General features: G+C 33.3%; 10 protein-coding genes. 4 read left to right on the plus strand and 6 right to left on the minus strand.

Annotated features, from left to right (window positions below; all coding sequences use genetic code 11):
* Window positions 1–30: 30 nt before the first annotated feature.
* The 6 genes from atpD to ACP15M_RS07750 all read right to left on the minus strand — a co-directional run bounded on the left by atpD (window position 31) and on the right by ACP15M_RS07750 (window position 10756).
* Window positions 31–1539 (minus strand): F0F1 ATP synthase subunit beta, encoded by a 1509-nt coding sequence (atpD, locus tag ACP15M_RS07725; RefSeq protein ID WP_425076615.1) that lies wholly within the window; start codon window positions 1537–1539, stop codon window positions 31–33.
* A 190-nt stretch (window positions 1540–1729) separates the two neighbouring features.
* The gene (locus tag ACP15M_RS07730) at window positions 1730–3406 is read right to left on the minus strand and encodes a G-D-S-L family lipolytic protein (RefSeq protein ID WP_425076616.1); all 1677 of its coding nucleotides are present in this window, start codon (window positions 3404–3406) and stop codon (window positions 1730–1732) included.
* A gap of 23 nt (window positions 3407–3429) precedes the next feature.
* Window positions 3430–6285, minus strand: coding sequence for a TonB-dependent receptor domain-containing protein (locus tag ACP15M_RS07735; protein ID WP_425076617.1), 2856 nt, complete (start codon window positions 6283–6285; stop codon window positions 3430–3432).
* A 164-nt stretch (window positions 6286–6449) separates the two neighbouring features.
* Window positions 6450–8297, minus strand: a complete 1848-nt coding sequence (glmS, locus tag ACP15M_RS07740; protein ID WP_425076618.1) for a glutamine--fructose-6-phosphate transaminase (isomerizing) — start codon at window positions 8295–8297, stop codon at window positions 6450–6452.
* A gap of 8 nt (window positions 8298–8305) precedes the next feature.
* The gene (locus ACP15M_RS07745) at window positions 8306–9934 is read right to left on the minus strand and encodes a DUF4270 domain-containing protein (protein WP_425076619.1); all 1629 of its coding nucleotides are present in this window, start codon (window positions 9932–9934) and stop codon (window positions 8306–8308) included.
* Window positions 9935–9946: 12 nt separating this feature from the next.
* Window positions 9947–10756, minus strand: a complete 810-nt coding sequence (locus tag ACP15M_RS07750; RefSeq protein WP_425076620.1) for a glycogen/starch synthase — start codon at window positions 10754–10756, stop codon at window positions 9947–9949.
* A 109-nt stretch (window positions 10757–10865) separates the two neighbouring features.
* Between ACP15M_RS07750 and panC the strand changes: the two genes are divergently transcribed.
* Genes panC through ACP15M_RS07770 form a run of 4 tightly spaced genes read left to right on the plus strand, consistent with a single transcriptional unit; the run spans window position 10866 to window position 14212 of the window.
* On the plus strand, window positions 10866–11717 hold the full coding sequence (panC, locus tag ACP15M_RS07755) for a pantoate--beta-alanine ligase (protein ID WP_425076621.1): 852 nt from the start codon (window positions 10866–10868) through the stop codon (window positions 11715–11717).
* Between the two features lie 13 nt (window positions 11718–11730).
* Complete coding sequence (panD, locus tag ACP15M_RS07760) at window positions 11731–12081, plus strand: aspartate 1-decarboxylase (RefSeq protein ID WP_008270229.1); 351 nt, start codon at window positions 11731–11733, stop codon at window positions 12079–12081.
* Between the two features lie 4 nt (window positions 12082–12085).
* The gene (locus ACP15M_RS07765; RefSeq protein WP_425076622.1) at window positions 12086–13039 is read left to right on the plus strand and encodes a lysylphosphatidylglycerol synthase transmembrane domain-containing protein; all 954 of its coding nucleotides are present in this window, start codon (window positions 12086–12088) and stop codon (window positions 13037–13039) included.
* Between the two features lie 9 nt (window positions 13040–13048).
* Window positions 13049–14212 carry an alpha/beta hydrolase gene (locus ACP15M_RS07770; RefSeq protein ID WP_425076623.1) on the plus strand — a complete coding sequence of 388 codons (1164 nt, stop codon included), beginning with the start codon at window positions 13049–13051 and terminating at the stop codon, window positions 14210–14212.
* The last annotated feature ends 86 nt before the right edge of the window (window positions 14213–14298 follow it).

Below are 14298 nucleotides of genomic sequence, written 5' to 3' on the forward strand. Positions count from 1 at the left end.
TTATGCTTTAAGCTTTAAGCTTTAAGCTGTTTACGCTTCAGTAAGCATTTTTTCTCCAGCTTCAATAGCTTCTTCGATCGTTCCCTTAAGGTTGAATGCTGCTTCTGGTAAGTGATCTAATTCACCATCCATAATCATATTAAACCCTTTGATAGTTTCTTTAATATCAACTAATACTCCAGGAATACCAGTAAATTGCTCAGCAACATGGAATGGTTGAGATAAGAAACGTTGCACACGTCTTGCTCTACCTACAGCCATTTTATCTTCTTCAGATAATTCTTCCATACCTAAGATGGCAATAATATCTTGTAATTCTTTGTAACGTTGTAATAACTCTTTTACACGTTGTGCACAATCATAGTGCTCAGCACCTAAAATATCAGCAGTTAAAATACGTGACGTAGAATCTAACGGATCTACCGCAGGATAAATACCAAGCTCAGCGATTTTACGAGATAATACTGTTGTAGCATCTAAGTGAGCAAAGGTTGTTGCAGGAGCAGGATCGGTTAAATCATCTGCAGGTACATATACCGCTTGAACAGATGTAATAGAACCTCTTTTAGTTGACGTAATACGTTCTTGCATTGCTCCCATTTCGGTTGCTAATGTTGGTTGGTAACCTACCGCAGAAGGCATACGACCTAATAATGCAGATACCTCAGAACCAGCTTGTGTAAAACGGAAGATATTATCAACGAAGAAAAGTACATCTTTTCCTTGTCCGTCACCAGCTCCATCACGGAAGTATTCTGCTATAGTTAATCCTGAAAGTGCCACACGAGCACGAGCTCCAGGAGGTTCATTCATTTGTCCGAATACGAAAGTTGCTTTAGAATCTTTCATAGCCGTTTTATCAACTTTAGATAAATCCCATCCGCCTTCTTCCATAGAGTGCATAAAGTCATCACCATATTTAATAATACCAGACTCTAACATTTCACGAAGTAAATCGTTTCCTTCACGAGTACGTTCTCCAACACCAGCAAATACTGAAAGACCACCATGACCTTTTGCGATATTGTTAATTAACTCCTGAATCAGTACTGTTTTACCAACACCAGCACCACCAAATAAACCAATTTTACCACCTTTAGCATAAGGTTCAATCAAATCGATTACTTTAATACCAGTAAATAAAACTTCAGTAGAAGTAGATAAATCTTCAAATTTAGGAGCTTGTCTGTGAATTGGAAGACCGTTATCACCAGCTTTAGGTAAATCACCAATACCATCAATAGCGTCTCCAATTACATTAAAAAGGCGTCCGTAAACATCTTCACCAATTGGCATTTGTATAGGAGCACCAGTTGCAACAACTTCAGTTCCTCTACTTAAACCATCAGAAGAATCCATTGCAATAGTACGTACAGTATCTTCACCAATGTGAGATTGTACTTCTAATACTAATTTAGAACCATCTTGGTTGTTAATTTCTAACGAATCATAAATTTTTGGAAGTTCAGTACCAGCTCCGAATTCTACATCGATAACTGGACCAACTATTTGTGCAACTTTACCTGTAACTTTTGACATTACTTATGTGTTTAATGTTTAGATATTTCAATAGTGAAAAAATGAGATTTACTTTATGTAATAAAAGCATTCCTTTTTCGCGCTGCAAAGATATAGCTTTAATTTAAAAATTAATGTATTTTTTTTCTTTTTTCATCATAAAAAAACACCTTCAAAAAGAAGGTGTTTTTAAACTAATTTTTATGTTATCTTATTGAAGCGTAGCAGAATAGTTTGTAGGCAAATCAGCAGCAACAGGAGTTGAGCCTGATGCTATAAAATTAGAACCAAAAGCAGCATCAATTGCAGCTAAGAATTCACGCGCCATTAATCCATAACCTCTTGAGGTTAGGTGAATACCATCTAAACTCACGAGTCCGCCAAAAACTAAATCGGTATTCATTACAAATTCATCATAAGTATAACCAGATATAGCTGCTTGTTCTAAAACAGCTCTTAAATCAGCTACAGCAACATTAGGATTAGCATCTGCCACATCTATAATTGTTGTATTGTAAGCTGCAGTTGCATTTGCTATTTCTTGTTGTTCTTCTGGAGTTAACACCCATTTATCCTCTAATGGTAATGTTATACCTTCAACAGCAAATGTTCCTGCAAGGGTTTGAGGTAAAAGACCTCCACTTTCTGTAATTAAACTTACAACATGCTCAGCATTTACTTCGCCAATAATAGAACTGCTTGGTAACACAAATAAATCATTTTCTGTAGCAGATCTTGCTTTACCATATTGTTGTCCTAATAATTGAGCTACTAGTGGTGCAGCAGCAGCAGGTAAACCTAAAGACTGTACAAATGGAACAAAAGTTGGACTACTACCTAAAGTCGTAGTGATTGCTAATGTTAAATCAGTTGCGTCTTCATCAATTATTACTACTGGACTAGCTTCTGTTGATGAAAAAACAATTGCTCTTTCTGGTTCTCCAGCGCCAATATATATTTGATTTATAGCTCCATAGACTTGATTTAACAAAGATATTTGATCTCCTAAAGCATCAGGAGTAATAGGGTTATAAGGTACAGTTGTAAAATGAGATAAGCTAGTAATATCAGGTACAGTAGTTACCACACCTTTAGCTCCATTTGAAGTTAAAGCAGTAATTAAGTTATTAAAAGCAAAATCAAAAGTAGCAGAGTCTGTAATTGGATCATAATTAGGAGCATCTATATCACTTTCTCCACCAGAAGTAGCATAACCTAAAACGTCATTTCCACCTACTTCAGATAAAGTGAAAAATGTTGGGTTTTGAGCCATTGCTAATTCTAAAATTGAAGCATTTTGATTATTTCCTGTTACTCTAATAGCATATGGATTGGCTGCTGCTGGAAAATTTGAAATATTACCATAACCTGAAGCTATTAAATGAAAACTTTTTGCACCAGGTATTCCTAGATTGTTAAAAGGACCTGTAGGATTATTTAAAGCAAAGTCAGTAGTTGACATTGCAGATGGATTTACAGCTTGTAATGGTACTGGACCAGCTCCACCAAAAACGAGTCTTTCTGTAAAAAGTCTATCTCCTGTTATAGGGCTAATTACTGGATTGCCACCGAGAATAAGTCCTCCGAAATTATCATTCATTAACGGTTGTGTAAAGCTTCCGCCACCTACTTTTTCAAATTGTTTGGCCAATAAATTAGGGAACGAGTTTTCTTGAGTAGCAATAAACAAACCGCCATCAGTAACTCCTGCAGTAAATGATGCGCCAATGGCTACATAATTTGAAAAATCTAAATCACCAACAGTTAATTCTTCTAAAACAACATCATCGTTGGCATTAAGGTCTCTAAAATCTTCTACGAGTTCATTTTCGCAAGCTACCATACCAAATGTAAGCATTGATAGCGCTATATATTTTAATGTTTTCATTTTAAATAATTTCTTTTCCATTATTATAAATTATTGATAGTCCAAGAGATATAGTATTGAGAACCAATATAACCTGTACCGAAAGCGGTAAAGTATTCATCTTGTAACAAGTTCGTTCCTCCAACTTTTATTGATGACTTCAAACTTGGGATTCTATAATTGATTTGTGCATCAACTACGTGAAAAGCAGGGATTTCTCCATCACCAAATGAGGATTCCCAATAATAATTATCACTCCATCTCCAAGCAAGGTTAAATCCAAAATTTTTGAAAAGTTCAGTATTTCCAAATGATGCTTTAACTTTATGCTCAGGAGTATTGAAATTAGTTCTGAAATCAGGATTGCTCTTTATGTCGAAATCCATTTTTGCATAGGTGTAGTTAGCACTTAAATCAAAGTCACCTAAAACTTTAGTAGAAACCTGTACTGCTGCTCCGTAAGAATTTACTTTTTCCTCAGAGTTAGTATAGGTTTGGTAAACATTAACATCTCCTTGATTTAATGCTGATAAAATTTGCTGTGTATCTTGATTCAAACCTGCTATAGATGCTAAGTTATTTGGGTCATAGCCTGTTAAATCGAAATTTGAAACATTACCATAAAGAGGAGCTATTACAGATTCATTAGCTAAGAAATCTTTATAAGAGCTATAGTAAGCTGAGGCATCAATAATGAATTTTTTAATTTTTCCTCTATAACCTACTTCGAATGAACTGACTTGTTCAGGTTTAACATAATTAGAATTGCCTATAAATTCACTCCCATTAGAAGTAGGATTATGATTTGATAGGTCACTTGCAATAGATGCAAATAATGAATTAGTATAAGCTGCAGAAGCATCTTGAGTTTTAACTGCTGGTTGTCCAAAATTGTCTTGTGCAAATTGACTAACGCTATAATCTCTTGAATAGCGTTCACCAATGTCAGATGCACCACCAACGAGTGTTCCTAAGGCAGTCTCTAAACCAATATATAAGGATTGAGTGTCTGGATTTCTAAATCCAGATTGAAACGATGCTCTAAAGTTATGGTTTTCGTTTACTGTTATGGCAGCTGAAATTCTAGGTGATAAAAAAGCATCAAATAATTCTGATTTATCATAACGGATAGAACCAGTTAGTTTTAATTCTAAACTTTCGTTTAATTCTAATGATTTTTGTAATTGTGTATATAAACCTAATTCAGAATACGTAATAGGACCATTTTCATCGGCATAAATAGTTCCAAAAGAATTTAATCTATAGGTTCTGTAAGAACCACCAAGCTGTATTTCGGCAAACTCTATTTTATCTCCAAAATTATAATTAGCATCACCATGATAAATTTGTGAGTTATCTCTAATTGCAGATCCAGTTAAAAAACTGGTGTCACTTGTAACCTCGTCAAAAGCTCTTTGGAATTCTGGAGTACCTGGTTCAAATCGTTCAATGCCATCATCACCATTAGGATCTATTATTTCTTCTGCAACTTGTCTAGCAATATTATGAGCTTCTGCTTCAGTAGCACCAGTAAGAGTAGCACCAACGAAAGTATTAATATAGTCTCCAAACCAATCTCGATGAGATTTCCATTTTTGTAATAGATTTGGTCCAGCAACATCCATAATATAGGTGTCTCCAGCTTTATCTGCTGTTATATAACCTCTTACAAAGAAATTATCATTTTTAATTTCTAATTTATGTTGTTGTAAAAAGAAATTATCTATTCTATAACGTTGCGCACCTTGGTATACTGTAGAACCTGTACCTACCTTACCAACATATTGTATTTCAAAATCATTTTCCCAAGGACGATAGTATAAACCCCAATCTGCTTTTATGCTTTCTGCATCATAATCGGTTAAATCTTCTTCTCTATATCCAGTTCTACTTACATTAACGTCTGGTATTAGTCCTTGCACACTAGCAGGAGCTATTGATTTAATATTCTGAGTAACATTATCACCATAAACATTGACACCATCATAGTTTGTATTCGATTCTCGAGTTCCTCCTAATCTGTCTTTATCATCATAATTTGTAGCGAACCAATCTGTACCTTTTAAATATCCAAAGTTGACTTTAGCGGCAAATTTCTCACTAAACTTATGAGCCATCCTTATACCTAAATCAGTATAGTCATTATCACCAGCAGCTTCTTGAGATGTTATTCCTTGTTTTATATAACCACTAATACCTTGGTGGTCAAATGGGCTTTTGCTACGCATAAATAAAATACCATTAAAAGCATTTGCTCCATAAAGTGCTGAAGAAGCTCCTGGTAAAATTTCTACGCTTTGAACGTCTGTTTCGGTCATACCTAACAAGTTTCCTAAAGGGAAGTTAAGTGCAGGTGCTGAGTTGTCCATACCATCAACAAGTTGTACAAACCTGTTATTTCCAAAAGCAGCGAATCCTCTAGTGTTAATAGATTTAAAAGTTAAACTATTGGTGTTGATATCGACACCTTTGAGGTTTTCTAAGCCACCGTAAAAATCTGCTGATGCGGTATTCTTGATTTCTTTGAGTCCAAATCGTTCAACCGTAACTGGAGATTCAAATATTCGTTCTGGAGTTCTAGATGCTGAAATAACAATTTCATCTAATTCTGTACCTTCATTAAGAGTTATGTTAATAATTTGAGGGTTTGTTGTAACTTCTTGATTAACAGTTTCAAATCCAACACTACTAATTTGAATTGTAAATGGAGGATCTTGTTCGATGGTTAAGGTATAGTTACCATCATAATCTGAAATCGTACCTGTGGTTGTTCCAGTAACAATAATGTTAGCTCCTGGTAAGGGTTGACCATTATTGTCGGTGATTTTACCTTTTACTGTAGTTTGTGCAAAAGAAAAGGCGCAACAAAACAGCATCATAGTTTTGAAAAGTGTCTTCATTTTAGGGAATTAGTTAAATTTAGTATAGCAATATAAATAATTATATCATAATGTAGTGAATAATTCTTAAAAAAGTATGCACGCATAATAGTTTTTAACAAAAACAAGAGTGGTTTTTTGCTAAAAACTAAATTTTTTGGTTAAGATTTAAATCTTACTATGATTTATTCAACAGTTACAGCTTTTGCTAGATTTCTAGGCTGATCAACATTTTTGCCTAGCATTAAGGCAATATGGTATGATAACAGCTGTAATGGTATAGTTGTTAAAAGAGGTGTTAGAGATTCTATAGTTTCAGGAACTTCAATAACATGATCTGCTAGTTCTCTTACTTGTTTATCGCCTTCAGTTACGATACCAATAATTTTACCTTTACGAGATTTTATTTCTTGAATATTACTTACAACTTTTTCGTAATGTCCTTTTTTTGTTGCAATAACAACAATTGGCATGTTTTCATCAATTAAGGCAATTGGACCATGTTTCATTTCGGCAGCAGGATAACCTTCGGCATGAATATATGATATCTCTTTTAGTTTTAAAGCACCTTCTAAGGCAACTGGGAAGTTGTAACCTCTACCTAGATATAAGAAGTTATTAGCGTCTTTATAAATTTCGGATATTGTTTTTACGTAGGCATCAGACTCTAATGATTTTTTTACTTTTTCAGGAATTAATTCTAATTCAATCATGTGTTGTCTAAACTCAGAACTAGAAATCGTTCCTTTTGCTCTCGCTAAACGTAGTGCAATTAGTGTTAGTACAGTTATTTGAGTGGTAAAAGCTTTAGTTGAAGCAACACCAATTTCTGGGCCAGCATGCGTATAAGCTCCTGCATCTGTTTCTCTAGCGATAGACGATCCAACAACATTACAAACTCCAAAAACAAATGCACCTCTAGATTTTGCTAGTTTTATTGCAGCTAAAGTGTCTGCCGTTTCTCCAGATTGAGAAATGGCAATTACAACATCTTTATCTGTGATAACAGGGTTTCTATATCTAAACTCTGAAGCGTATTCAACTTCTACAGGTATTCTAGCTAAATCTTCAAAAATATATTCTGAAACTAAACCAGCATGCCAAGATGTGCCACAGGCAACGACAATAATTCTATTGGCATTTAAGAAGGTTTTCATGTTGTCTTCAATACCTGCCATTTTTATAATGCCTTCGTTTGGAAGCATTCTGCCTCTAAAGGTGTCTAGAATAGCGCTTGGTTGCTCATAAATTTCTTTAAGCATAAAGTGGTCGTAACCACCTTTTTCAATTTGTTCTAGATTAAGCTGAAGTTCTTGTACATAAGGATCTACAAGAGAATCGTCTTTTATCTTTCTAATTTTTATACCCTTTTTTCTTCTAACAACTGCCATTTCTTCGTCTTCAAGATAAATCGCATTTTTAGTGTATTCGATAAAAGGAGAGGCGTCACTGGCAATAAAAAATTCATCTTCTCCAATACCAATGGCTAAAGGGCTTCCAAGTCTTGCGACAACTATTTCATTAGGTTTGTTTTTGTCAAAAACCGCAATTGCGTAAGCTCCAACAACTTGATTTAAGGCAATTTGAACGGCTTTTCCTAATTTTATGTTTTCGTTTTTTTTGACATCCTCAATGAGATTGACTAAAACTTCGGTATCAGTATCAGATTTGAACGTATATCCTCGTTTTATTAATTCCTTTTTTAAGGATTCATAATTTTCAATAATTCCATTATGAATGATGACAAGTTCTCCAGAATTAGAATAATGTGGATGAGAGTTTATGTCATTTGGTACACCATGTGTTGCCCAACGTGTATGACCAATACCTAGACTACCATTTGTTGAAATCTCAGTTTCAAGCTTTCCTTGAAGGTCGGCAACTTTACCTTTAGTTTTAGATAATTTTATGTCTTTTCCATCAAATAAAGCAATTCCAGCACTGTCATAGCCTCTGTATTCTAATCGTTTAAGGCCTTTAATAATAACTGGGTAAGCTTCACGATGACCAATGTATCCAACAATTCCACACATAGTAATTTCTAATTATTTGGTTCGGTAAAAAAGATTTCCAAATATAATTTTTTTTCTTCATCCGAAGTATTATTTCCATAAAGAACTGTTCCTCTAGGAGTAATTATTGAACTCATAGGAACTTTATTGGTAGCGTTAGCAGAGTTTAATACATCAAATTGTTGGGCGTTGTTTTCTAAATTAATATTACCAGAAACAGCTAGACCAAGATTTACATTAGTCGAATCTTTCAGTAAAAGATTATTAATATGTTCAGTAATTCTAATTTTATACTTTAAACCTTTCCCGTTTTCATCACGTTGTAATCTTCCTGAATGACTGGTTCTTGAATCTACAGGTGAAACAGTATTGGCAGAATCAAACAAATAATCAATAAGAGGAATGTTGTTGTTCATGTCGTAGAGATAAATTCGTTCAGGCTCTACAATATCAGAAACACTATTTTGGTCAACATAAAAAACGAGGTTGGCTTCGTTAATTAGTTTTTTGCTTTTAATAAACTTTCCGTTTTCATCAACCTCAACAAATTCATTTTTGAAAGATTCAAAACTATTAATCGTGTCATCTTCATCAATATTTTCACCATCGAACAATTGAACAGCAGCTACAGAACCTTTTCCTCCTTTAAGATATAATTTTTCGTCACCAAAACTGTCGTCTCCATCAGGTATATTAAAGTCATTAAATAAAAAGTTAACTCGGTTTTCAGTAAAATTTATTATAAAAGTTGACTGAGTAGGATCTGAATCTGTGTTATTGGTATAATAAAGTGTAATGTTTGCATTTGAACTTCCAAAATTTAAAAGAGACATTGTGCCTTCACCAGCAATGGGTTCTACCTTAAAATACAAACCTCTAAAATAATCTTTAAAGTTGTTGGTGTTGCTTAATTCAGGTTGCCCAGATTTAGCAATAATTTTATCTTGCCAATAGGCAATTTCTGCTTGGTCTTCGGTCTCATCGGCATTAAATGCTATTCGCAAAGCAGGAGCTAATCTTTGTGTAACTTCCCCATCTTCGTTTTCTAGTTCAATGATATCGTCTTCAGGTTCAAAATTATCGTCAGAATATAGAAGTGTACCTTCTAATTGAGTGTCAGGAATTACTCCTGTTCCTGTGTTTTGATTTGAATAATAAATTTGAGGGTCATTAATGCTAGAGTTAGGATCAAAATCTCTTAAGAAATAATTACTTTCATAAATTGAAAGTTTCATGGGAGCGTTTCCAAAAACAGAATCTAACTTATAAACAGGATTATTATCAGAGTCAAAATTAGTAAGTGTACTAAAGTAAGGGATGGTTATTACCACAGAATCTAAAACTGCATCTGTTCCAAAATCTGGATCTGAAATTAAAGGCGATAACTGAGTAACAACATTAGCAATTGTTTGTCCATAAACAGCATCGTTGTATACACCTAATGAGTTAATAGGTAAAGAGTTGGTTTGAACGGGCTCTAAAGGTTTTGTGTAAGCAATGACATCAAAGTCTCTTGATAGGACATCAAAACTTGTTGCGGTATTATTATTTATAATATCAGATTCTATAGTTGCAAAGTCTTTGTCACAAGCTATAAATAAACTTGTTAGAAGAACAAGAACAACAGAGTTTCTTAGGGCAATTGTTTTATTTTTCATGTATACTTTTTACTAAGTTAGTACTTTGGTATTGTAAAACTCTGTGTAAGGCTCTGCAAATTCTTCAATAGGAAAATATTCTAAAACAGGCTTTTCACAAGCATCTAAATGCGCATCTAGTTCTTTTGGTAAATCACTAGAGCCTTTTATTAAAGCGTCAGAATGATCAATAGCAATTTTCATTAGATTATTATAGCTTGGAGTATCTAACAATTTAATACTAGCATCATCGATATTATCAAATTTAACTTTGTTAACCATGTTTTTATCTAACGTTCCTTCAAAGCTTTGATTGTATATAGAGGTCACAATTTTACTTTCAGTAAATAGAGGTTCGTCTTTATAGAACTCTTTAAGATATAGTGGTAAAAGCGAAGCTAACCAACCGTTAACGTGAATAATATCTGGTGACCAATTTAGTTTTTTTACCGTTTCAATTACGCCTTTTGCAAAAAATATTGCACGTTCGTCATTGTCTGGAAAAAGTTTTCCATCTTCATCTGTAAGTGTTGCTTTTCGTTTGAAGTATTCTTCATTGTCAATAAAATACACTTGAATTCTTTCTTTAGGAATTGAAGCCACTTTAATGATTAGAGGCATGTCTAAATCGTTGATTACAAGATTAATTCCTGATAATCTAATAACCTCATGTAGTTGATGTCTTCGTTCATTAATATTACCATAACGCGGCATAAATATTCGTATTTGTCCACCTTGCTTATTTACCATTTTAGGTGCTTCAAAAGACATTGAAGAAATTTCTGTTTCTGGTAAATATGGAACCACTTCAGATGACACATACAATATTCGCTTATCTTTCATAAATCTGCCGTTTTTGGAATTAAAAATAAAAAACATGCAAAATTACAAAAATTTATGCAGATTGCTAGTAAAATATTAAGTTTGCACGCTGTTAAACTTTTGTTAGTGTATGCATATTTTTAAAAACAAAACAGACTTAATTCAATTTGTCGATGGTTTAAAGTCTGAAAAAAAAACAATTGGCTTTGTTCCAACAATGGGAGCATTACATCAAGGACATGCGTCTTTGATTGTCAAAGGTTTAAAAGATAATGATGTTGTAGTCGTTAGTGTTTTTGTAAATCCAACACAGTTTGACAACCAAGATGACTTGGAGAAGTATCCTAGAACTTTAGATAAAGATGTAGCATTATTAAAGGATATTTCTAAAGAAAAAATTGTGGTTTATGCACCTTCAGTTGACGATATTTATGGTGACAATGTTTCATCAACTTCATTTTCATATGATGGATTAGAGCACGAGATGGAAGGTCGTTTTAGAGATGGTCACTTTGATGGTGTAGGAACTATTGTTAAGCGCTTTTTTGAAATTGTAAGACCAGATCGTGCGTATTTTGGAGAAAAGGATTTTCAACAATTAATGATTATTAAAAAGTTGGTTGAAAAATATCATATACCTGTTAAAGTAATTGGTTGTAAAATTTATCGAGCTAAAGATGGTTTAGCAATGAGCTCGCGAAATATGAGATTAAAACCAAATTACAGAATGGCAGCTCCTTTTATCTATGCAACCTTAAAAGCTGCCAAAGAACAGTTTGGCACAAAAAGTGCTAATAAGGTTACTGAGTGGGTAAAACATCAATTTGCTAAACATGAATTATTAGAACTAGAATATTTCATTATTGCCGATGTAGATACGCTTAAAACTGTAAAACGAAAATCTAACAAAAAAACATACAGAGCATTTATAGCTGTATATGCAGATGATATTAGACTTATAGATAATATCGCATTAAATTAATTATCTTTGCCTCATGCAAATTCAAGTTGTAAAATCTAAAATTCACCGAGTAAAAGTTACTGGAGCAGACCTTAATTATATTGGTAGTATTACTATTGATGAAGATTTAATGGAAGCGGCTAATATTATTCAAGGTGAAAAAGTTCAAATCGTAAATAACGATAATGGTGAACGCTTAGAAACCTATTGTATTCCTGGTCCTCGAAATAGTGGAGAAATCACGCTTAATGGCGCTGCAGCTCGAAAAGTAGCTGTTGGAGATACGCTTATTTTAATCACTTATGCGTTTATGGATATTGAAGACGCTAAAGTGTTTAAGCCTTCATTAGTGTTTCCTGATGAAGCGACTAATCTTTTAAAATAAACTTTTGAAAAAACACACTGCAAAGGTCCTAAAAATAGTACTCCCTTTATTATTAGGAGTGTTGTTGGTATGGTATTCACTCTCTAAAATTTCTATTGATGAGTTGCTTACTTACTTTAAAAATGCAGATTATTTTTACATTAGTTTAGGCTTGTTTTTTGGTTTGTTAAGTCATCTTTCTAGAGCATATCGTTGGAAATTTATGATTGAACCTTTAGGTTATACCTTGCGATTGCCTAATAGTATTATGGCTGTTTTTGCAACCTATTTGGTTAATTATACCATTCCTCGTGCTGGAGAAATTACACGCGCAACTATTTTAACCAATTATGAAGGAGTGCCTTTTGAAAAAGGTTTTGGAACCATTGTTGCCGAACGTATTGCTGATATGTTGATGATGTTAGGAATTATTGCAATTACACTTTTTTTGGAATTTGATTTTATTTATCAATTTTTTACTGAACGATTTCAACCCCAAAAAATCATTTTTGGTATCGTTGTATTACTCATTCTTGTCGCTTTATTTTTTGTGTTTATTAAACGAAGTCAGTCAAAGATAGCAACCAAAATTAGAACTTTTGTAAATGGTTTAGTAGAAGGAGTTATGACGATCTTTAAAATGAAACATAAATGGGCATTTATAGGTCATACTTTGTTTATTTGGGCAATGTATGTGTTAATGTTTTACGTTACTTCGTTCTCTATTGAAGAAACATCAAACATTCCTTTTGCTGCTATTTTAATTGGATTTATTTCTGCTAGCTTTAGCATTGCAGCTACAAATGGAGGTATTGGTTCTTATCCTGTTGCTGTGTATGCTGCATTTTCAATATTTGCAATAGCAAAAGAACCTAGTATTGCTTTTGGTTGGATCATGTGGTCATCACAAACTTTTATGATTATTGTTCTTGGTGGATTATCTCTATTTTATTTACCAATCTATAATAGAACCGAATAATTTTTTACCTTGCATAGTAATAATACCTTAGCCATGATGAAGCACTTTACGTTATTCGCATTAGTTTTTCTTTTTTCAATACCTCTAACTGCTCAAGTTATTTACGAACCTTTTGAGTCTTCAAAACTTGGTGAATCAAGAGAAATCAAAATACAGTTACCAAGAAATTATGATGCCGAAGAGGAAACTTTATATCCTTTAGTGATTGTATTAGATGGTGATTATCTGTTTGAACCTGTTGTTGGTAATACCGATTATCAATCGTACTGGGAAGACATTCCAAATTGTATTGTTGTAGGTGTTAATCAAAGCGATACTAGAGATAGCGATTTCTTTTATGCTGAAGAAACTGGACTTCCTCATGATGAAGGTGCAAGATTTTTCGAGTTTTTAGGGATGGAGCTCATTCCTTATATAGAAGGTAATTATATGGTGTCTGATTTTAGAATTGCCATTGGTCATGATATGAGTGCTAATTTTATCAATTACTACTTATTTAAAGATAAACCACTTTTTAGAGCTTATATTTTATTGAGCCCAGAATTAGCTCCAGAGATGACAACATTTATGACAGAGCGAGTTCCGTTAATAAATTCTAACACATTTTATTATTTAGCTACAGCAGATGATGATGTGAAACGTTTAAAAACAGATATTCTTGCCTTAGATAATTCATTAAAAGGAGTAGAGAATGAGTTTTTTCACTATCGCTTTGACGAGTTTGAAGATGCCAACCACTATTCTTTAGTAGGATTAGGTATTCCGAAGGCATTGAGCCAAATATTTTCATTTTATAAACCAATTACCAAAAAGGAATACAAAGAAAAAATATTAGAATACGAAGGAAGCCCTTTTGAATATTTGATGCGAAAGTATGAAGATATTGAGTTGTTTTATGGTTTTAAAAAGAAAGTCATCGAAAATGACTTAAGAGCAATTGCTTCTGCTTCAAAGAAAAAAGAGGATCTAGATTCTTTAAAAGAGTTGTCAAAACTAGCCAGAAAAGAATATCCAGATTCAATGATTGGCTCATATTACCTTGGCATGTATTACGAAGAAGATGGAAATTTGAAAAAAGCTCTAGTTACATATCAATCAGCACTTTCGCTTGAAGAATCAGATTTTATTACTAAAGATATGTTGCTCGATAAAATCTATGAGCTAAAAGAGTAATTCTTAAAAAATAATGCATTTCGTCGAATAAATATGCGATTTATCGTTTAAACTTCTATATTTACTTCCCAAATCCCTTCTAAACG

It is taken from the genome of Psychroserpens sp. S379A (assembly GCF_049800755.1).
In the GTDB taxonomy this organism is placed as follows: domain Bacteria; phylum Bacteroidota; class Bacteroidia; order Flavobacteriales; family Flavobacteriaceae; genus Psychroserpens.